Genomic DNA, 20,684 nt, shown 5'->3' with positions numbered 1-20,684 from the left:
TTGGAACACAAGGTTGGAACAACAGGGAGACAAGAGCATGAGTGAATCGGCCAACAGCGCGGCCAAGTTCGGCAGCCTGCGCGGCAAGCGCGTTTTCGTCACCGGTGGCGGCACCGGCATCGGTGAGGCGATCGTCGCTTCCTACGCGGAGCAGGGCGCCGTCGTGGCGTTCGTCGACATCGCCAAGGAAGCGAGCCTGGCGCTGGTCGAGCGCATCAAGGCCGCCGGCCATCCGGCGCCGCTGTACCGCTACTGCGACATCACCGACATTCCCGCGCTGCAGAACACGATTGCCGAACTGGCGGCGGAGATTGGCGACTTCGACATCCTCGTCAACAACGCCGCGAACGACCAGCGCCACAAGCCGGAAGAGGTGACGCTGGAATACTGGAACGAGCGCATCGCGATCAACCAGCGGCCGATGTTCTTCACCTGCCAGTCCGTTCTCGAGGGCATGAAGAAGAAGGGCGGCGGCTCGATCATCAACATCAGCTCCATGTCGTGGCACGCCAAGAACGCCGGCTACCCCGTCTACGGCACCACCAAGGCCGCCGTGATCGGCCTGACGCGCTGCCTGGCGCGCGACTTCGGCCCGTACAACATCCGCGTCAACACCGTCACGCCCGGCTGGGTGATGACCCAGCGGCAGATCGACCTATGGGTCGACGCCGCCGGCGAAGCCGAGATCAAGCGCGCCCAATGCCTGCCGGGCAAGCTGATGCCGGAGCACGTGGCCGCCATGATCCTGTTCCTGGGCGCGGACGACAGCGCCATGTGCACCGGGCAGGAATTCATCGTCGACGCGGGCTGGGTTTAAGCCACTACAGCCGAGCTCGTGTCTCTTGGTGCCAGGCACCATGGGACACGAGCTCGGCAGTACTTATTGTTCAGGCTGTGTCACTGGGGTCTGACCCCACGAGACACGAGCTGATCGGTAGTAATGGCTGAGTTCGTATCTCGCAGTGCCAGGCACCGCGAGACACGGGCTCGGCTATAACCCATCAGTAGTTCCGATCGCAGCACGCCGCCTTCGGTGGCGCCTTTCATCGTTAACGACATGAAACCTGCCATGTTCCGGATTCTGGCGGCGTCGGCCCTTGCCGCGCCTGCCGTCGCTTTTGCCCAGCCGACCACGCAAACCCTCACCAGCCCCGACGGCAAGCTGGCCGTCACCGTCGCGCAGACGGATGATGGCGCGGTCACCTACAGGATCGCGCGCGGCGGCAAGCCGGTACTGCGCGAGTCGGCGCTCGGGCTGTCGTTCGATAACGCCGATTTCACGAGGCAGTTCGCGCAGCAGGACGTGTCGGCCGAGCGCGTGGTCAACGAAAGCTATGAGCTCGTCGCCGGCAAGCGCCGCAACGTTACCTACGCTGCCAACGAGCGCACGTGGCGCTACCTGAACGCCGACAAGCAGGCGCTCGAGATCACGTTCCGCGTGTCGAACGACGGCGTGGCGTTCCGCTACACGGCGCGCGCGCCGCAACTGAAGTTCAAGGAAGAGGCGACCAGCTTCGCCCTCCCGGCCACGGCACGCGCGTGGCTGCAGCCGATGTCCGTCGCGAAGACGGGCTTCGCGCGCACCAATCCTTCCTACGAGGAGCACTACCGGGTCGATATCCCGGTCGGCACGCCGTCGCCCCTGCCGGCGGGCTGGGTGTTCCCGGCGCTGTTCCGCACGGGGGACACGTACGTGGCCTTGACGGAGGCGAACCTGGACGGTTCCTTCCACGCCTCCCGCCTGCACGCGCAGTCGAAGGGCGGCGTGTACCGCATCGCCGGTCCGGCGCCCGCCGAGACCTTCACCGATGGCGCCTTGCTGCCCATCGCGACGGGCCAGATGACCACGCCGTGGCGCGTGCTGGCGATCGGCAGCCTCGGCACCGTCGTCGATTCCACGCTGGGTACCGACCTGGCGGCGCCGGCGACGGAGGGCATCCCCGAATGGGTCAAGCCCGGCCACTCCTCGTGGAGCTGGGCGATCCTGAAGGACGATTTCACGACCTTCGGTACGCAAAAGCAGTTCATCGACTACGCGGCCGACATGGGCTGGGAATACACGCTGATCGATGCCTACTGGGACCAGAAGATCGGCTATGAACAAGTCAAACAGCTCGTGGACTACGCGAAGCAAAAAAATGTCGGCATCCTCGTCTGGTACAACTCGGCCGGGGCGTGGAACGACACCGACATGACCCCGCGCGCCAAGCTGCTGACCGCCGCCGACCGCCGCGCCGAGTTCGCGAAGCTGCGCCAGATGGGCGTCAAGGGCATCAAGGTGGACTTCTTCGGCGGCGACGGCCAGTCGATGATCGACTACTACGTGGGCATCCTGCGCGACGCCTACGAAGCGCAACTGCTCGTCAACTTCCACGGTGCCACCCTGCCGCGCGGCTGGTCGCGCACCTGGCCGAACCTGGTGACGGCCGAAGCGGTGCGCGGCTTCGAATTCGGCACCTTCGAGCAGAAGGACCAGGACCCGATCGCCGGCCACGCCGCCATGCTGCCGTTCACGCGCAACCTGTTCGACCCGATGGACTTCACGCCGATGGTGTTCGCCGACATTCCGAAGATCGAGCGCAAGACGCGCAACGGCTTCGAACTGGCCGAATCCGTGCTGTTCGTCTCGGGCATCCAGCATTTCGCCGAAGTCCCGCAAGGCATGGCCACCGTGCCCGACTACGTGAAGGACTTCCTGCGCACCCTGCCGGCACGCTGGGACGACAGCCGCTTCATCGCCGGAGAACCGGGCAAGTATGCCGTCATCGCCCGCCAGGCCGGCGGCAAGTGGTATGTGGCCGGGTTCAACGGCACGGCGGAGGAGCGCACGGTGGCGCTGGACCTGTCGTTCATCGGCAAGCGCGGCACCATGATCACCGACGACAGGGCGGAGCGCGACTTCGCCAGGACGAGCATCGACGCAAGCAGGAAAACCAGCATCAAGCTGAAAGCACGGGGCGGCTTCGTGGCCGTCTTCGAATAAAAACCATATCAGGAGATCCCTCATGATCCGACGTACCATCCTCGCCCTCAGCGTAACCACTGCGTTGGCAGTCTGCGGCAGCGCCTTCGCGCAGGTCGCCGTGACGATCGACACGGCCAAGCCGGGCCCCGTCATCGACAAGAACGTCTACGGCCAGTTCGCCGAGCACCTGGGCACCGGCATCTACGAAGGCATGTGGGTCGGGCCGGACTCGAAGATCCCGAACACGAAGGGCTGGCGCAAGGACGTGGTGGGCGCCCTGAAGGAACTGCGCGTGCCGCTGGTGCGCTGGCCGGGCGGCTGCTTCGCCGACGAATACCATTGGCGCGACGGCATCGGCCCGCGCAGCAAGCGCCCGGTGAAGGTGAACACGAACTGGGGCAACGTCACCGAGGACAACGCGGTCGGTACCCATGAATTCTTCGACCTGGCCGAGCTGCTGGGCGCGCAGGTCTACATCAACGGCAACCTGGGCTCCGGCTCGGTGCAGGAGATGAGCGAGTGGATCGAGTACATGACGTCCCCCAGCAAGTCCACGCTGGCCGAGCTGCGCCGCAAGAACGGCCGTGACAAGCCGTGGAAGGTGGACTTCTTCGCCGTCGGTAACGAGATGTGGGGCTGCGGCGGCAACATGACCCCCGAGCACTACGCGAACCTGTACAAGAACACCACCACCTTCATCCGCGCGCCCAAGGAATTCAAGCCGCAGATCATCGCCAGCGGCGGCCACACCGACGACGTGAAGTGGGCCGACGTGCTGACGCGCGAGGTCAAGAACGACATGGCCGGCGTGAGCTTCCACTACTACACGATCCCGACCGGCAAATGGGAAGTGAAGGGCGCCGCCACGGGCTTCCCGGAAAACCAGTGGTTCTCGACGATGCAGAACACGCTGAAGATGGACAAGTTCATCCGCGACAACAAGGCTGTAATGGACAAGAACGACCCGGAAAAGAAAGTTGGCCTGTTCGTCGACGAGTGGGGCACCTGGTATGACGTGGAGCCGGGCACCAACGCCGGCTTCCTGTACCAGCAGAACAGCCTGCGCGACGCCGTCGTGGCCGCGCTGAACTTCAACATCTTCCACCAGCATGCCGACCGCGTGCGCATGACGAACATCGCGCAGATGGTCAACGTGCTGCAGGCGATGATCCTGACCGACAAGACGCGCATGGTGCTGACGCCGACCTACCACGCGTTCAAGATGTACGTGCCGTTCCAGGATGCCACCTCGCTGCCGGTCTCGCTGCAGAACAACACCACGTACAGCGTGGGCAGCGAATCGGTGCCGCAGGTGAGCGCCTCGGCCGCGCGTGCCAAGGACGGCAAGGTCTACCTCGCCCTCGTGAACACGGACCCGAACAAGGCGACCGAAGTCACCGTCAACGTGGGTAGCGCCGGTGCGGCGAAACTGACCGGCCAGGTGTTGACCGCGCCGAAGATGGATGCGCACAACACATTCGACGCGCCGAGCGCCGTCAAGCCGGCCGCGTACACGGCACAAGCCGCCGGTGGCAAGCTCACGATCCAGCTGCCGGCGAAATCCGTGCTCGTCGGCTCGGTCGAGTAAGCGTAGGAGGGCAGGGGCGCAAGCCCCTGCCACACGGTTCAGCATCAAGGAGTATTCATGAAGTTTCGATATTTCGCAGTGGCCGCCGCGCTGGTCGCCGGCATGGCCGCTGCGCAGGCGGCGCAGGTGGGCGTGCACGATCCGGTGATGGCCAAGGAAGGGAAGACGTACTACGTGTTCTCGACCGGGCCGGGCATCACGTTCTACAGCTCGCAGGACATGAAGCACTGGCGGCCCGAGGGCCGCGTGTTCGAGAAGGACCCCGTGTGGGCGAAGAAGGCCGCGCCCACGTTCGACGGCCATATCTGGGCGCCGGACATCGTGCAGCACAACGGCAAATACTATCTGTACTATTCCGTGTCCGGCTTCGGCAAGAACACGTCCGGCATGGGTGTCACCGTCAACAGGACGCTGGACCCGCGCTCGCCCGACTACAAGTGGGAAGACCAGGGCATGGTGATCCAGTCCGTGCCGGGCCGCGACCTGTGGAACGCGATCGACCCGGCCGTGATCGCCGACGAGAAGGGCAATGGCTGGATGGCGTTCGGTTCGTTCTGGATCGGCCTGAAGCTGTTCAAGCTGAACGCCGACTGGACCAGGCCCGCCGAGCCGCAGGAGTGGCACACGATTGCCCGCCGCGAGCGGCCCGCGTTCGAGCCGGACGAATCGGCCGCGCCGGCCGAGATCGAGGCGCCGTTCATCTTCCGCAAGAACGGCTACTACTACCTGTTCGCCTCCTGGGGCCTGTGCTGCCAGAAGGCCAAGAGCACCTACCACGTCGTCGTCGGCCGTTCCAGGACGGTCACGGGGCCGTACCTGGACAAGGAAGGCAAGGACATGGCCAAGGGCGGCGGTTCGCTCGTCATCCAGGGCAACCGCGACTGGATCGGCCTGGGCCACAACAGCGCCTACACGTTCGACGGCCGCGACGTGCTCGTCCTGCACGCCTATGAGAGCGCGGACGACTACCGGCAGAAGCTGAAGGTGCTCGACATGAAGTGGGACGCCGCCGGCTGGCCGGTCGTCGATCCGGCCCAGCTGAACAGCTATCAGAGCGTGCTGCTGCCGGCTGGGAAGTAACTGCGGATGAGCCTGTGTCATGGTGGCCTGACCCTATGACACAGGCTCATCGGTTCGGAATGGCTGAGTCCGTGTCACAGTGCCTGACCCCATGACACGCGATGCCGTCGAAACGTCACAATAACGCGCCGTTGCCAGCACACAGAGCAGGACCAGGTGCGCGGCAATAGATGAGCCCGTGTCAAGGTGCCTGACCCCTTGACACGGGCTGAACTGTAGGGGGAACCATCCATGCTGACCACCCGTCGCCTCGTCCTCGCTGCCGCCCTGGCGGCGTCGTTCTCCACCCAGGCCGCCGACCTGTTCCAGTTGCGCGACGTGCGCCTGGCGCCTGGCCCGTTCCTGGAAGCGCAGCAGACCGACTTGCGCTACCTGATGGCGCTCGATCCGGATCGGCTGCTGGCGCCGTTCCGCCGCGAGGCGGGGCTGCCGGCGGTGAAGCAGTCGTATGGGAACTGGGAGTCCAGCGGCCTCGATGGCCACATGGGCGGCCACTACCTGTCGGCACTGGCCCTGATGTACGCGGCGACCGGCGACCAGCAGGTGAAGCAGCGCCTCGACTACTTCGTGCGCGAGCTGCAACGCTGCCAGGAGGCGGGCGGCGACGGCTACCTGGGCGGCGTGCCGGGTGGGAAGGAGGCGTGGGCCAAGATCGCCCGGGGCGAACTGCACGCGGATAATTTCTCCGTCAATGGCAAGTGGGTGCCCTGGTACAACCTGCACAAGACCTTCGCCGGCTTGCGCGATGCGTACAAGATCGGCGGCAATGAAGAGGCGAAGGCGATGCTCGTCGCGTATGCCGACTGGGCGGGCAAGCTCACGTCGCAACTGAACGACCAGCAGATGCAGGCCATGCTGCGCGCCGAGCACGGCGGCATGAACGAGGTGCTGGCCGACGTGGCCGAGATGACGGGCGAGCGCAAGTACCTCGACCTGGCCCAGCGCTTCTCGCACCGCGCCGTGCTCGACCCGCTCACCCAGGGCAAGGATCGGTTGACCGGCCTGCACGCCAACACGCAGATCCCGAAAGTGATCGGCTTCGAGCGCATCGGCGCGATGACGAACGACCCGAAGATGCGCGAGGCGGCGCGCTTCTTCTGGCAGACCGTCGTGGAAAACCGCAGCGTCGCCATCGGCGGCAACAGCGTGCGCGAGCACTTCCACGACCACAAGGACTTCGGCCCCATGATCGACGACGTGGAAGGCCCGGAAACCTGCAACACCTACAATATGCTCAAGCTCACCGAGCTGCTGTTCGCCGCCAGGCCGCAGGCGCGCTACGGCGACTACTACGAGCGTGCGCTGTACAACCATATCCTCTCGTCGCAGCGCCCGGAAACGGGCGGCTTCGTCTACTTCACGCCCATGCGCCCGAACCACTACCGCGTCTACTCGCAGGTGGAGCAGGGCATGTGGTGCTGCGTGGGCTCCGGCATCGAGAGCCATGCGAAATACGGCCAGTTCATCTACGCGAGGGAGGCGAATGCGCTGTTCGTCAACCTGTTCATCCCCTCCGAGCTGACCTGGCAGGAAAAGGGCGTGCGCATCACCCAGGCGACCAGCTTCCCGGACGAGGACAGCACCCGCGTCACGGTCCACGGCGAGGGCAAGTTCGCCATGAAGCTGCGCCATCCCGCCTGGGTGGATAAGGGCGCGATGACGGTGAAGGTCAACGGCAAGCCGTTCAAGGCCCAGGCGGGCGACGACGGCTACGTGAGCATCGACCGCGCATGGCGCGACGGCGACACGGTGGAACTGAAGCTGCCGATGAAGACGCACCTGGAGCAGATGCCGGACAAGTCGAACTGGTACGCCGTGATGCACGGCCCCATCGTCCTGGCCGCCAAGACGGCACCCTTCAAGGACGAGAAGCTGAACGTCTTCGCCGACGACTCGCGCATGGGCCACATCGCCAAGGGCGAGATCTGCCCCCTCGGCGCGGCGCCCATGTTCGTCTCCGACGCCAAGGATTTCACCAGCAAGATCAGGCCCGTGAAAGGCCAGCCGCTGACGTTCACCGCCCCGGACCTGATCCGCGGCCCGAACGATGCACGCGGCCTGCAACTCATACCATTCTTCCGCCTGCACGATTCCCGCTACACGATGTACTGGCAGCGTTCGACACCGTCCGGCTACGCGGCGCTCCAGGAACGCACGGCGCAGGAGGAAAAGGAACGCCTGGCCCTGAACGCCCGCACGGTGGACCAGCTGGCTCCCGGCGAGCAGCAGCCGGAATCGGACCATGCCTTCCAGGGGGAGGGCGCCGACGCCGGCATCAACGCCGGCCGCCACTGGCGCCATGCCACCGGCTGGTTCAGCTATGTGCTGAACAACCCGAAAGGCGAGGGCAAGGTGCTGCGCCTGACGTTCGCATCCGGCGACGCCGGGCGCAAGTTCGACATCCTCGTCGACGGCAAGCTCCTGTCCCAGGTCGAACTGAAGAAAGAGGGCGAAGCGTTCTACACGCGCGACTTCACGCTGCCGGAAGACCTGGGCAAGAAGGTCGAGGTGAAGTTCGTTGCCCAGCCCGGCTCCATCGCCGGCGGCCTGTACGGTCTGAGGCTGCTGCGATAATAAAAAACATATGGCAGCGACGAAAAAATATATTGGTTCGGCATGGCAATTTCTTCTACCATAGCCGTAGAAGAATAATTGCATCCAATTCATTGGTTGCGTCCACAATCCGCAATACCACAGCACGGAGACACGCATGACTGTACAGCGCAGGACTTTCATCGCCGCGGCAGGCTCGGCCGCACTCGCACTGGCACTGGCCGGCACCACCATCCCCGCACTGGCGGCCAAGCCCCTCGTGATGGGCTTCTCGCAAGTCGGCGCCGAATCCGAATGGCGCACCGCGAACACCGTGTCGATCAAGGATGCAGCCAAGAAGGCGGGCGTGAACCTGAAGTTCGCCGATGCGCAGCAGCGCCAGGAAAACCAGGTGAAGGCGATCCGCTCCTTCATCGCCCAGAAAGTGGACGTGATCGCCTTCTCGCCGGTCGTTGAATCGGGCTGGGACACCGTGCTGCGCGAGGCGAAAGCCGCCAACATCCCCGTGATCCTGACGGACCGCGACGTGAACGTGGCCGACAAGTCGCTGTACGTGACGCTGATCGGCTCGGACTTCGTGGAAGAGGGCCGCCGCGCCGGCCGCTGGCTGAACGACTACGTGAAGAAGCAGCCGGGCAAGACGTTCAACATCGTCGAGCTCCAGGGCACCGTCGGCTCGGCGCCGGCCATCGACCGCAAGACCGGTTTCGAGGAAGTCACCAAGGGCAATACGCAACTGAAGCTGCTGCGCACGCAGACCGCCGAATTCACCCGCGCCAAGGGCAAGGAAGTGATGGAAGCGTTCCTGAAGGCGCACGGCAAGAACATCAACGTGCTGTACGCGCACAACGACGACATGGCGATCGGCGCGATCCAGGCGATCGAGGAAGCGGGCCTGAAGCCGGGCAAGGATATCGTCATCGTCTCCGTGGACGGCGTGCGCGGCGCGTTCGAGGCCATGATGCAGGGTAAGCTGAACGTGACCGTGGAATGCAACCCGCTGCTCGGCCCCCTGCTGATGCAGACCGCCAAGGACGTCAAGGCCGGCAAGCAGGTGCCGAAGCGCCTCGTCGTCGAGGAGCGCGTGTTCCCGGCCGAAGTGGCGCTGAAAGAATTCCCGAACCGTAAATACTGATCATGTCGGCGGTGAAGCAGCCGGTCCTCGAGCTGACCGGCATCCATAAAAGCTTCCCCGGCGTGAAGGCGCTGTCCAATGCCGGACTGCGCCTGTACCCGGGCGAGGTGCACACGCTGATGGGCCAGAACGGCGCGGGCAAGTCCACGCTGATCAAGGTGCTGACGGGCGTGTACACGCCGGACGAAGGCACCATCGTGCTGGACGGCCAGCGGGTGCAGCCCGATTCCACGCTGGAAGCGCAGGAACTGGGCATCTCCACCGTGTACCAGGAAGTCAATCTGTGCCCGAACCTGTCGGTCGCGGAAAACATCTTCATCGGGCGCTACCCGCGCACCTGGTTCGGCGTGGACTGGAAGAAGATGCGCGCGGACGCGGCCACGCTGCTGCGCCAGCTGGAAATCGATATCGACGTCACGCAGCCGCTGGCCCGCTACCCTCTGGCGATCCAGCAGATGGTGGCAATCTCGCGGGCGCTGAACATCTCGTCGAAGGTGCTGATCCTCGACGAACCCACGTCCAGCCTCGATGAGGCGGAAGTGCAGCTGCTGTTCCGCGTGCTGCGCCGCCTGCGCGAGCAGGGCATGGCGATCCTGTTCGTCACCCATTTCCTGGACCAGACCTACGCGATCTCGGACCGCATCACCGTGATGCGCAACGGCGAGCGCGAAGGCGAATACCCGGCCAGCGAACTTTCGCGCCTGGCGCTGGTGAACAAGATGATCGGCGCCCCGGCTCAGCAGGCCGAGGCAACGGCACCGAGCGCCATGGAGGCGCACCATGCCGGCGGCACCCTGATGACGATCGAGGGCCTGGGCCGCCGCGGCGCGCTCAAGCCCGTCGATGCCGAGATCAAACAGGGCGAAGTCATGGGCCTCGTGGGGCTCCTGGGTTCCGGCCGCACGGAGCTCGCCCGCCTGCTGTTCGGCGCCGACAAGGCCGATATGGGCAGCATCACGATCGGCGGCAAGACTGGCCGGTTCGATACGCCGCGCGAGGCCATCGCCGCCGGCATCGGCTTCTGCTCGGAAGACCGCAAGCACGAGGGGGCGATCTTGTCGCTGTCCGTGCGCGAGAACCTGATCCTGGCGATGCAGGCGCGTGCCGGCATGATGAAGGCGATTCCCATGAAGCTGCAGCAGGAGATCGCCGAGAACTACGTGAAATGGCTGGGCATCAAGACGGCCAGCATCGAAACGCCGATCGGCACCCTGTCCGGCGGCAACCAGCAAAAAGTGCTGCTGGCGCGCTGGCTGGCCACCGATCCGAAGCTGATGATCCTCGACGAACCCACGCGCGGCATCGACGTGCGGGCCAAGCAGGAAATCATGGATTACGTGACCACGCTGTGCAGGACGGGCATGTCGGTGCTGTTCATCTCGTCCGAGCTGCCGGAGGTGCTGCGCTGCAGCGACCGCATGGTGGTGCTGCGGGACCGCGAGAAATGCGGCGAATACGTGCGCGGCGACTTGAACGACGAGACCGTGCTGCAGGTGATCGCAGGCGAGACGGACGCAGTACGGGACGGTATATCGGAAGGAACACCGGCATGACCCAGGTAAATACGGCGCCCTCGGCGCCAAGCCCCGCGCCGGCGGGTTCCGCGCCCGCCAGGGTGGCGCCCGCGAAAGCTTCGCTGCTGTCGCATTCGCTGGCGAAACCGATCCTGGCGCTGGCCGCCCTGCTGGTGCTGGACATCATCTTCATCCCCGGCTTCCTGAACCTGGAAATCAAGGATGGCCACCTGTATGGCCCGCTGATCGACATCCTGAACCGCGCGGCGCCGCTGATGCTGGCGGCGCTGGGCATGACGCTGGTAATCGCCACGCGCGGCATCGATATTTCGGTGGGGGCGGTGGTAGCGCTCTCCGGCACAGTCGCCGCCATGCTGATCGGCGGCACGATGGTGATCAACAACGGCCAGCCGGAATACGTGGCCAATACGCCGATGCCGCTGGCGCTGGCCGCCGCGATGGGCATCGCGATCCTGTGCGGCATGTGGAACGGCGCGCTGGTGGCGGGCCTGAAGCTGCAGCCCATCGTTGCAACGCTGATCCTGATGGTGGCCGGCCGTGGCCTGGCCCAGCTGTTCACGGATGGCCAGATCGTCACCGTGTACTACGAACCGTTCTTCTTCCTGGGCAGCGGCTACCTGCTTGGCTTGCCCGTTTCGCTGTGGGTGGTGGCCGCGGTGCTGCTGGTGGTGGGCCTGCTGCTGAAGAAAACGGCGCTGGGCCTGTTCATCCAGTCCGTCGGCATCAATCCGGTCGCGGCGCGGCTGGCCGGCATCAAGACGGCCACGCTGATCTTCTTCACCTACGTGTTCTGCTCGGCCTGCGCCGGCCTGGCCGGCCTGATGATCAGCTCGAACATCAAGAGCGCGGACGCCAACAACGCCGGCCTGCTGCTGGAACTGGACGCAATCCTGGCCGTCACGCTGGGCGGTACCTCGCTGGCCGGCGGCAAGTTCAGCCTGATCGGTTCCATGATCGGCGCGCTGATCATCCAGACGCTGACGTGGACGATCTATTCGCTGGGCGTGCCGCCGGAAGTCAATATGGTCGTGAAAGCGATCGTCGTATTCATCGTATGCCTGTCGCAATCGACGGGTTTCCAGAAGCTGTGGAAGGGCCGTCAATGAACACCGCCGTCATGAACAGCCACGCCAGCGGCGCGGCGCGCCCCAACATCATGAGCGCGCCGTGGTTCACGTCGCTGGTCACCGTGATCCTGCTGGCCGTGCTGCTGGCCGCCGGCGGCTCTGCCTACGAAGGTTTCCTGTCCGGCCAGGTGCTGCTGAACCTCCTGATCGACAATGCGCACCTGCTGGTGATCGCGGTGGGCATGGGTTACGTGATCCTGGCCGGCGGCATCGACCTTTCCGTCGGTTCCGTGCTGGCGCTCACGACGATGATCGCCGCCGCGCTGCTTGCCAGGGGCTGGAACCCGCTGGCCGTGATCGCCCTCGTGCTGGCGTTCGGCGCCGTGTTCGGCGCCTTGCAGGGCGCGTTGATCCACTACTTCCAGCTGCAACCCTTCATCGTGACCCTGGCCGGCATGTTCCTGGCCCGCGGCCTGTGCTACCTGATCAGCATCGAGTCGATCACGATCGAGGACCCGCTGTTCGTGGCCGCGTCGCAGACGCAGTTGCCCTTCATTGGCGGCTTCATTTCGCCGAGCGCCGCCATAGCGCTGGCCGTGCTGGCGATCGCCATCTGGGCCTCGCGCCGCACCGCCTTCGGTCGCGCCGTCTACGCCATTGGCGGCAACGAGCAGTCGGCGCTGATGATGGGCCTGGACGTGGCGCGCACGAAGATCGGCGTGTACGCGTTCTCCGGCTTCTGCGCCGCGCTGGGCGGCGTGCTGTTCGCGTTCTACATGCTGTCCGGCTATGGCCAGCATGCGCAGGGCACGGAGCTCGACGCGATCGCCGCGGTCGTCATCGGCGGCACCTTGCTCACGGGCGGCTACGGCTACGTGGCCGGCGCGCTGTCCGGCGTGCTGGTGCTGGGCACGATCCAGACCTTGATCGCCTTCGACGGCACCTTGAGTTCCTGGTGGACGAAAATCGTCATCGGCGGCCTGCTGTTCCTGTTCTGCGTGGTGCAACGGCTGCTGTCCGTCCGCTCGCAACAATCCTGAGGAGATCCAATGAAACTGCAACACCTCGGCGCCCTGGCGCTCGCGGTGGCGGGCGCCTGCGCGTCCGTCCCGGCGCTCGCCGCCAACCCCCTGTTCGCCGACAAGTTCACGGCCGACCCGGCCGTGCTGGTCGACAATGGACGCCTGTATCTGTACGCCGGCCACGACGAGGCGCGTCCGAAGCCGCTGGACAAGGACTTCGTGATGAACGAGTGGCTGGTGTACTCGACCTGCGACATGAAGACCTGGAAGGCGCACGGCCCGGCGCTGCGCTACGACGTGTTCAAGTGGGCCGGCGGCTCGGCCTGGGCCAGCGACATCGCGAAGGTGGGCGGCAAGTACTACTTCTACGCGACCGTGCACGACAACAGCACCAACGCCAAGGGCATCGGCGTGGCCGTGGCGGACAGTCCGACCGGCCCGTTCCGCGACGCGATCGGCAAGGCGCTCGTCACCAACGACATGACGAAGGAAACGGACATCGCCTGGGATGACATCGACCCGGGAATCTTCGTGGACGACGACGGCACGCCGTGGCTGTTCTGGGGTAACCAGACCCTGAAGTTCGTGAAGCTGAAGAAGAACATGATCGAGATGGATGGCGACATCCAGACCACCAGCCTGCCGCACTACACGGAGGCACCGTACGTCCACAAGCGCAACGGCATCTATTACCTGTCCTATTCGCGTGAATTCCCGGAGCACACCGTGTACGCGACCGCGAAGAAGGTGACGGGCCCGTGGCACTACCGCGGCAAGATCATGGACCAGAACAAAAAGACGCCGACGATCCACCAGGCGATCGCCGATTTCAACGGCAAGTCCTACATCTTCTACCACAACGCCGAACTGCCGGAAGGCGACGAGTTCCGCCGCTCGGTGGCCGTGGAAGAGTTCAAGTACAACGCGGACGGCACCATCCCGTTCATCCCGCAGACGAAGGAAGGCCCGGCGGCCAATCCAACGCCGGCCTGCAAGCCGCAACAATAAAGTAGTGCGGCGCGGGCCGGATCGGCCCGCGACCGCATCGACGTTCCCGGATCGGAGACCTCATGCGCATTTGCATCAACATCAATCGTTTCACTGCTTCCGCACTCGCCATCCTGTGCGCCGCGCCAGCGCTGGCAGGCAATCCCCTCGTCAAGGACAAGTTCACCGCCGACCCGGCGGCGCTGGTCGACGGCGGCCGCGCCTACGTGTACATGGGCCGCGACGAGTCGCCCGACGACAAGGGTTACGTGATGAACGAATGGCTGGTGGTGTCCAGCTGCGACATGAAGAACTGGAAGGAGCACGGCACGGCGCTGCGCTACGATACGTTCAAGTGGGCCAAGGATTCCGCCTGGGCCAGCGATATCGTCAAGCACGGCGGCAAGTACTGGTTCTTCGCCACCGTGACCGAACGCGCGGCCGATGCCAAGGCGATCGGCGTGGCCGTGGCGGACAGCCCCACGGGCCCGTTCCGGGACGCCATCGGCAAGCCGCTGATCACCAATGCGATGACCTTGCAGACCGATATCGGCTGGGACGACATCGACCCCACGGTCTTCATCGACGACGACGGCACGCCGTACATGTACTGGGGGAACCAGGTGCTGAAGTACGCGAAGCTCAAGAAGAACATGACGGAACTCGACGGCCCGATCGTGACCGAAGGCCTGCCGCAATTCACCGAGGCGCCTTACCTGCACAAGCGCAACGGTATCTACTACCTGTCGTACTCGCGCGACTGGCCGGAATACAGCGTGTACGCGACGAGCGACAAGGCGACGGGCCCGTGGCGCTACCGCGGCAAGTTCATGGACGCGAACAGGAAGACGAAGACCGTGCACCACGCCTTCCTCGAATTCAACGGCAAGTCCTACGTGGTGTACCACAACGCCGACCTGCCGGCCGGCGGCGAGCACCGTCGCTCGGTGGCCGTGGAAGAGTTCAAGTACAACGCCGACGGCACGATCCCGTTCATTCCACAGACGGCGGAAGGTCCGCCTGCCAATCCGGCTCCGGGGTGCAAGTAAATTGGTTGTTTGGTAACGACAGCCGAGACTTGCAAAAGAGGCCCGTCAAAAGGCCCTTAATGCCGGAGTGAAACTCGGCAATGATATGATTCGCCGATGGATACACTCAATCCCAACTGGTTCCTGCGCGCGCGCCTGAAGACGCGACAGCTGCTGCTGCTGATCGCGCTGGACGAACAACGCAACATCCATCGCGCCGCCGAGACGCTGCACATGACGCAGCCGGCGGCGTCGAAGCAGATCAAGGACCTCGAAGAGATGCTCGACGTGAAGCTCTTCGAGCGCCTGCCGCGCGGCATGGAGCCCACGCTGTTCGGCGAAACGATGATCCGCCACGCGCGCATGGCCCTCACCAGCCTGTCGCTGGCGCATGACGACGTGCTGGCGCTGAAATCCGGCCTTGTCGGGCAGGTCGAGATTGGCGTGATCATGACGCCGGCCATGTCGCTGCTGCCCAAGGCGATCGCCAAGGTCAAGCAGCAGGCGCCGCTGCTGCGCATCGGCGTGCACATGGAGCCGTCCAACACGCTCCTGAACATGCTGGAGCGGGGCACGCTGGACTTCATGATCGGCCGCATCCTCGAACACGACACCAATTCGCGGCTCACCTACGAGGAGCTGACGGAGGAGCCGGCGTGCGCGGTGGCGCGCATCGGCCATCCGCTGGCCAGTGCGCCCAATCTCACGCTGAAGGATATCGCCGGCCACCCCTGGGTGTTGCCGCCGCAGGGCAGCATCCTGCGCCACCGCGTGGACATGATGTTCCGCCGCGCCGGGCTGGAGCCGCCCGCCAATACCGTCGACACGACCGCGCTGCTGCTGATCACGGCGCTGCTGCAACAGACCGACACGCTGCACGTGATGCCGGTGGACGTGGCGCGGTATTATCAATCGCTCAATGTGCTGACGATCCTGCCGATCGAGCTGCCGTTCAAGATGGATGCGTTCGGGATCATCCGGCAGCAGGACCACCTGCTGTCGCCCGGCGCGAACCTGCTGCTCACCGCCGTGCGCAGCACCGCCAAGGAGGTGTACTGATGTCGTTCGTGTTTTCGAGCCTGAACCACCCGCAAAGGGTGCCGCTGGCCGCCGAACTGCATTCGCGGCCGTTCCTGAAGCTGCGCGCGCCGGAGCGCATCTCCCACATCGCCGTGTTCGGGCATGGCCGCAACAACAACGCCCAGGCCCAGCACGACTTGCTGGCGGCCCTGTGCGCGCATTTCGGCGTGGCGGCGCCGGCGCGCGACGGCGGCTTCTTCTACCACGACTTCGGCCGCTTCCGGCTCAAGTGGGAACTGCACTCCGAGTTCGCCACCTACACGTTCGCCGAGCGCACCGAGGAAGCGGAAGACTTCGAGCGCATGCCGATCGGGCACATCCCGCAGGAGTGGCTCCTGTCGCTGAAGGGACGCATCCTGGTGGCGGCCCACGTCATCCTGCGCAAGGGCGGGGCGGGCGAGCACGCGCCGGTGCAGGACCTGTTCGAACACGTGTCGCTGGCCGCCAGCAGCGTGATGCAGGGCGGCGAGGTGTGCTCCGATTTCGCCATCCAGGCCGACGGTTTCTCGCGCTTCGTCATCAACGACGTGCGCATGCGCGAACAGCAGGCCGGGCGCCTGGTGCAGCGCGTGCTGGAAATCGAGACGTACCGGATGATGGCCCTGTATGGCCTGCCGGCCGCGCAGCGCGCCGTTCCGGAGCTGAACGCCGTCGAGAAGGAACTGGCCGAGGCGACCGAGGCGCTGCTGGCGTCCGACGGCACGACCGAACAGGCGCTGCTGCAGAAGATCACGCACCTGGCCGCGCGCATCGAGAAGCTGTCGCTCGATAACAGCTACCGCTTCGCCGCGTCGAAGGCTTACTTCAAGCTGGTGAACGCCCGCATCGACGAGTTGCGCGAGACGCGCATCGAAGGCGTGCCCACCGTCGCCGAATTCATGGAGCGGCGCCTGGCCCCGGCGATGAGCACCTGCGAGGCCGTGGCCGCGCGGCAGGAAGCGCTGGCGCGCCGCATCGCCAACAGCAACGACCTCTTGCGCACGCGCGTGGGCATCGTGCAGGAAACGCAGAACCGGCAGATCCTGCAATCGCTGAACGCCCGCGCCGCCCAGCAGCTGCGGCTGCAGCAGGCGGTGGAGGGGCTTTCCGTGGCGGCGATCTCGTATTACGTCGTCGGCCTGCTGGGCTACTCGATCAAGGGCGCCAAGGTGTTCGGCCTGGTACCGAACGCCGACGCGCTGATCGGCATCGCCGTCCCCCTCGTCGCCGGCGGCGTGTGGCTCACGCTGCGCAACATGCACAAGCGCCTGCACCGCGGCCACGCGTGACTGCCCAGCCCGCTGGTTGCAAAACAACACCAGGGACTGTCCCCGAATTTTTACAACACCGCAGCGGATGGACTGTCCCCGTCGTTGACGCGTGACTGCCCAGCCCGCTGGTTGTAAAACAACACCAGGGACTGTCCCCGCAGCGGGGGGACTGTCCCCGTTGTAGAAAGGCCACGGTGTGCCGGCTCTGCCATAATGTTGCGTTGACTGGACGTGTGGAGCGACATGAAGCGTTGGATCGGGCGGGCGGTGGCGGTGGGACTGGCCGGGGTGCTGGCGGGGTGCGCGGCGGGGCCGGCGGCCGAGCGGGGGGCGGCGGGGCTGCGCTTCATCGGCGAGCAGCGCATCCCGCTGAAGACGCGCTTCGCGGGCACCACGGTCGGTGGCCTGTCCGGCATCGACTACGACGCGGCGCGCGGCGACTGGGTGCTGGCCAGCGACGACCGCTCCGGCCATGAGCCGGCCCGCTTCTATCGCGCCAGGCTGCACTTCACGGCACGGTCCTTCGAGGCGGTCGAGCTGACTGCCGTGCAGTTCTTCCGCCAGCCCGACGGCAGCACCTACCCAGGCGTGAAGCAGCAGAAGGCGCAGGGCGGGGTGGTGGCCGATATCGAGTCGCTCCGCGTCGACCCGCACGATGGCACGATCTGGTACACCAGCGAAGGCGACCGCGGCCTCGGCCACGATCCCTTCGTGCGCCAGGCCGACGCGAACGGCGCCATGCGCGGCGAACTGCCACTGCCCGCGATATTGCGCGCCTGGCCCGACCGCGAGCGGGGCGTGCGCAACAACCTCAATCTCGAAGGCCTGTCCCTGGCGCCCGGCGGCGCGAGCCTGTGGTTGGCGCTGGAGGCGCCGCTGTACGAGGATGGCGAGCCGCCCACGCCGGAGCATGGCGCGTTCGCCCGCATCACGCAGCTGGACCGTGCCGGCCGCATGCTGGGCCAGTTCGCCTATCCGATCGATGCGATTCCCGCCGCGCCGGGCGAGGGCAAGCCGGCCGATAACGGCATCTCCGAGATCGTGACCACCGGCCCGCGCACGCTGCTGGTACTCGAGCGCGCGGCCGTGCAGGGGAACGATGGCCGCTACCGCAACTACATCCGCCTGTACGAAGCCGACCTCACGCATGCCAGCGACGTCGCGGCCATGCCCGCGCTGGCTGGCGCGCCAATCCGGCCGGCCGCCAAGCGCCTGGTGCTGGACTTCGCCACCCTCGGCCTGCCCGTGCTCGACAACGTGGAAGGCTTCGCGATCGGCCCGCGGCTGCCGAACGGCCACGCGACGATTGTGTTCGTCACGGACGATAACTTCAGCAAGAGCCAGGTCACCCAGCTGTTACTGTTCGAGCTGCTGCCGCCGTGAGCCGTGCTCGGTACTTCCTTGAAAATGGGTAAGCTGCTGCGAAGTCCCCGCTGTGGCGACCACGTACCATGAGAGACATCGATTTCGGCAAGCTGATCCTGGACGAAACGCCGGATGCGGTCATCGTCACCGCCACCGATGGCGCCGTCCTGTACTGGACCCGTGGCGCCGAGTCTGTGTTCGGCTACACGGCGCAGGAAGCGCTGGGCCGCACGCTGGGCGAGTTGATCGTGCCGCCGGCGATGCGCGACAGCGAGCGCGCGATCATGTTCGACACCCTGGCCAACGGCTCGGCCAACTACGAGTCGATGCGCCGTACCAAGGCCGGTGCGCTGATCTATATCGACAGTTCCAGCAAGGCCGTGCGCGGCATCGACGGCCGGCCCGACTGCATCCTGTGGACCAAGAAGGATGTCACGCCGCTGCGCGTGATGCGCGACGCCGCGCTGGTGGGCGCGCGCTTCGGCACGCTCCTCGCTTCCATGCCCGATGCGATCATCATGGCCAACGCGGCCGGCCGCATCGTGCTGGCCAACCGCCAGGCCGATGAATTGTTCGGCTACCCTTCGGGCGAACTGCCCGGCCAGCCGCTGGAGGTGCTGATCCCCGAGCGCTACCGCAGGGCGCACGTGGGCCATATGATGGCTTACTCGCTGGCGCCCTCCCAGCGGCCGATGGGGATCGGCCGCGAGCTGTATGGCCTGCGGCGCAGCGGCGAGGAATTCCCGGTCGAGATCAGCCTCTCGCCGCTGGCCACGGAAGAGGGCACGCTGGTGATGAGCGCGATCCGCGACATGAGCGAGCGCAAGCGCATCGAGCGCGCGCTGCAGGAAAAGAACGCCGAGCTGGCCGATGCCAGCCTGGCGAAGGACCGCTTCCTGTCCTCGATGTCGCATGAGCTGCGCACGCCGCTGAACGCCATCATCGGCTTCACGGGAACGCTGCTGATGCGCCTGCCCGGCCCCGTCAACGAGGAGCAGGAGCGGCAGCTGCGCACCATTCAGTCCAGCGCGCGCCACCTGCTGTCGCTGATCAACGATATCCTCGACATCACCAAGATCGCATCCGGCAAGGTGGACCTGAAAAGAGAGCTGTTCGATTGCCGTCGGCTGGTCAGGGACGTGGTGGACATGTTCGCCCCGATGGCGCAGGCGAAGGGGCTGGCGCTGCACGTGCGCCAGACCGACCGCGATGTCACCGTATGCACCGACCAGCGCGCGGTGCAGCAGATCGTCATCAACCTGATGAACAATGCGATCAAGTTCACCGAGCGGGGCGAGGTAAGGGTCGAGATCGATATCGACGAAGGTGGAAAGGACGACGGCACCGCGGTGCTGATCGACGTGATCGACACGGGCATCGGCATCGAGCGCGACAAGCTTGGCCTGCTCTTCAAGCCTTTCATGCAGATCGACCAGGGCAATACCCGGCAGTTCGAAGGCACCGGCCTCGGGCTGCATCTTTCGGAACGGCTGGCGAGCCTGATCGGCGCGCGCATCGCCGTGCGCAGCGAATTCGGACGCGGCAGCGTGTTCACGCTGCGGCTGCCGTATGCGCTGGAGCAGTGCGAGGTGCCGGAACCCCAGGCGGGCGCGCTGCGCTGATCCGCCGCCGCGTCCTCGATCACCGTGATTTCGTTCTTCAGGATGGTGTGGCCGCAGAACGAGTTGTCGCGGCTGGTCCGGCAGGTGGCACCCATGCCGGTCGCCGCCTCGAACCACTGGCGCTCGTCGTCGAGCAGCGTGATGAGGGCGATCGGCACGTCGAACTCCCTTGCGGCGAATTCGACGATACGGTCGAAGCGCTGCCCGGGCGGCGTGTCGGGCAACAGCAGGGCATACAGGGCGGCGAGGCGGGCTGCCTCGTTGTCGGGTTTGGGGGCAACCAGCATGGCGATACGGAAATGGTGGAACAGGGACACGCGCCCTGGCACTCTGCCATGCCGCTACCGTCCGCCTGTATTTTTTGCTCCCGTTCGCATTGGATTTCTGGCAAGATGCGCCGCAGAGTG

General features: G+C 65.5%; 15 protein-coding genes. All 15 read left to right on the top strand.

The annotated features are described in order from the left end of the window. Positions 1-37 precede the first annotated feature (37 nt). The 15 genes from V6Z91_RS27910 (at position 38) to V6Z91_RS27840 (ending at position 20,277) form a co-directional block, all read left to right on the top strand. Positions 38-817 carry an SDR family oxidoreductase gene (locus V6Z91_RS27910; protein ID WP_338764030.1) on the top strand — a complete coding sequence of 260 codons (780 nt, stop codon included), beginning with the start codon at positions 38-40 and terminating at the stop codon, positions 815-817. A 252-nt stretch (positions 818-1,069) separates the two neighbouring features. Next, positions 1,070-2,983 carry a glycoside hydrolase family 97 catalytic domain-containing protein gene (locus tag V6Z91_RS27905; protein WP_338764028.1) on the top strand — a complete coding sequence of 638 codons (1,914 nt, stop codon included), beginning with the start codon at positions 1,070-1,072 and terminating at the stop codon, positions 2,981-2,983. Positions 2,984-3,005: 22 nt separating this feature from the next. Next, a complete protein-coding gene (locus tag V6Z91_RS27900; RefSeq protein WP_338764025.1) occupies positions 3,006-4,553 on the top strand; it encodes an alpha-L-arabinofuranosidase C-terminal domain-containing protein in 1,548 nt (515 codons plus the stop codon). 57 nt (positions 4,554-4,610) lie between these two features. Then, the gene (locus V6Z91_RS27895; protein WP_338764023.1) at positions 4,611-5,633 is read left to right on the top strand and encodes an arabinan endo-1,5-alpha-L-arabinosidase; all 1,023 of its coding nucleotides are present in this window, start codon (positions 4,611-4,613) and stop codon (positions 5,631-5,633) included. A gap of 231 nt (positions 5,634-5,864) precedes the next feature. Beyond that, the gene (locus tag V6Z91_RS27890; protein ID WP_338764021.1) at positions 5,865-8,207 is read left to right on the top strand and encodes a glycoside hydrolase family 127 protein; all 2,343 of its coding nucleotides are present in this window, start codon (positions 5,865-5,867) and stop codon (positions 8,205-8,207) included. 136 nt (positions 8,208-8,343) lie between these two features. Then, positions 8,344-9,321: an ABC transporter substrate-binding protein gene (locus tag V6Z91_RS27885; protein ID WP_338764019.1), complete on the top strand. Its 978-nt coding sequence runs from the start codon at positions 8,344-8,346 to the stop codon at positions 9,319-9,321. Between the two features lie 2 nt (positions 9,322-9,323). Next, on the top strand, positions 9,324-10,874 hold the full coding sequence (locus tag V6Z91_RS27880; RefSeq protein ID WP_338764017.1) for a sugar ABC transporter ATP-binding protein: 1,551 nt from the start codon (positions 9,324-9,326) through the stop codon (positions 10,872-10,874). Beyond that, the gene (locus V6Z91_RS27875; RefSeq protein ID WP_338764015.1) at positions 10,871-11,962 is read left to right on the top strand and encodes an ABC transporter permease; all 1,092 of its coding nucleotides are present in this window, start codon (positions 10,871-10,873) and stop codon (positions 11,960-11,962) included. Before V6Z91_RS27880 ends, V6Z91_RS27875 begins: the two co-directional genes overlap by 4 nt. Then, positions 11,959-12,963 (top strand): galactofuranose ABC transporter, permease protein YjfF, encoded by a 1,005-nt coding sequence (gene yjfF, locus V6Z91_RS27870; protein WP_338764012.1) that lies wholly within the window; start codon positions 11,959-11,961, stop codon positions 12,961-12,963. The genes V6Z91_RS27875 and yjfF overlap by 4 nt, the downstream gene beginning before the upstream one ends. Positions 12,964-12,972: 9 nt before the next feature. Next, positions 12,973-13,953, top strand: coding sequence for a glycoside hydrolase family 43 protein (locus V6Z91_RS27865; RefSeq protein WP_338764010.1), 981 nt, complete (start codon positions 12,973-12,975; stop codon positions 13,951-13,953). A gap of 62 nt (positions 13,954-14,015) precedes the next feature. Beyond that, positions 14,016-14,981, top strand: a complete 966-nt coding sequence (locus V6Z91_RS27860) for a glycoside hydrolase family 43 protein (protein WP_338764007.1) — start codon at positions 14,016-14,018, stop codon at positions 14,979-14,981. Between the two features lie 96 nt (positions 14,982-15,077). After that, positions 15,078-16,019, top strand: a complete 942-nt coding sequence (locus V6Z91_RS27855) for a LysR family transcriptional regulator (RefSeq protein ID WP_338764005.1) — start codon at positions 15,078-15,080, stop codon at positions 16,017-16,019. Continuing rightward, positions 16,019-17,308 (top strand): DUF3422 domain-containing protein, encoded by a 1,290-nt coding sequence (locus V6Z91_RS27850; protein WP_338764002.1) that lies wholly within the window; start codon positions 16,019-16,021, stop codon positions 17,306-17,308. The genes V6Z91_RS27855 and V6Z91_RS27850 overlap by 1 nt, the downstream gene beginning before the upstream one ends. Positions 17,309-17,533: 225 nt before the next feature. After that, positions 17,534-18,673 carry an esterase-like activity of phytase family protein gene (locus tag V6Z91_RS27845; protein WP_338764000.1) on the top strand — a complete coding sequence of 380 codons (1,140 nt, stop codon included), beginning with the start codon at positions 17,534-17,536 and terminating at the stop codon, positions 18,671-18,673. A gap of 68 nt (positions 18,674-18,741) precedes the next feature. Beyond that, on the top strand, positions 18,742-20,277 hold the full coding sequence (locus V6Z91_RS27840; RefSeq protein ID WP_338763998.1) for a PAS domain S-box protein: 1,536 nt from the start codon (positions 18,742-18,744) through the stop codon (positions 20,275-20,277). Positions 20,278-20,684: the final 407 nt, after the last annotated feature.

Origin of the sequence: Massilia sp. METH4, assembly GCF_037094685.1 — a bacterium.
In the GTDB taxonomy this organism is placed as follows: domain Bacteria; phylum Pseudomonadota; class Gammaproteobacteria; order Burkholderiales; family Burkholderiaceae_D; genus Rugamonas.
The sequence above is the reverse complement of the archived record's forward strand: the minus strand, read 5'-3'. Positions and strand labels throughout refer to the sequence as shown.

Coding starts and splice junctions, on each gene's coding strand:
- V6Z91_RS27910 (WP_338764030.1), top strand. CDS start 38: ATGAGTGAATCGGCCAACAGCGCGGCCAAGTTCGGCAGCCTGCGCGGC.
- V6Z91_RS27905 (WP_338764028.1), top strand. CDS start 1,070: ATGTTCCGGATTCTGGCGGCGTCGGCCCTTGCCGCGCCTGCCGTCGCT.
- V6Z91_RS27900 (WP_338764025.1), top strand. CDS start 3,006: ATGATCCGACGTACCATCCTCGCCCTCAGCGTAACCACTGCGTTGGCA.
- V6Z91_RS27895 (WP_338764023.1), top strand. CDS start 4,611: ATGAAGTTTCGATATTTCGCAGTGGCCGCCGCGCTGGTCGCCGGCATG.
- V6Z91_RS27890 (WP_338764021.1), top strand. CDS start 5,865: ATGCTGACCACCCGTCGCCTCGTCCTCGCTGCCGCCCTGGCGGCGTCG.
- V6Z91_RS27885 (WP_338764019.1), top strand. CDS start 8,344: ATGACTGTACAGCGCAGGACTTTCATCGCCGCGGCAGGCTCGGCCGCA.
- V6Z91_RS27880 (WP_338764017.1), top strand. CDS start 9,324: ATGTCGGCGGTGAAGCAGCCGGTCCTCGAGCTGACCGGCATCCATAAA.
- V6Z91_RS27875 (WP_338764015.1), top strand. CDS start 10,871: ATGACCCAGGTAAATACGGCGCCCTCGGCGCCAAGCCCCGCGCCGGCG.
- yjfF (WP_338764012.1), top strand. CDS start 11,959: ATGAACACCGCCGTCATGAACAGCCACGCCAGCGGCGCGGCGCGCCCC.
- V6Z91_RS27865 (WP_338764010.1), top strand. CDS start 12,973: ATGAAACTGCAACACCTCGGCGCCCTGGCGCTCGCGGTGGCGGGCGCC.
- V6Z91_RS27860 (WP_338764007.1), top strand. CDS start 14,016: ATGCGCATTTGCATCAACATCAATCGTTTCACTGCTTCCGCACTCGCC.
- V6Z91_RS27855 (WP_338764005.1), top strand. CDS start 15,078: ATGGATACACTCAATCCCAACTGGTTCCTGCGCGCGCGCCTGAAGACG.
- V6Z91_RS27850 (WP_338764002.1), top strand. CDS start 16,019: ATGTCGTTCGTGTTTTCGAGCCTGAACCACCCGCAAAGGGTGCCGCTG.
- V6Z91_RS27845 (WP_338764000.1), top strand. CDS start 17,534: ATGAAGCGTTGGATCGGGCGGGCGGTGGCGGTGGGACTGGCCGGGGTG.
- V6Z91_RS27840 (WP_338763998.1), top strand. CDS start 18,742: ATGAGAGACATCGATTTCGGCAAGCTGATCCTGGACGAAACGCCGGAT.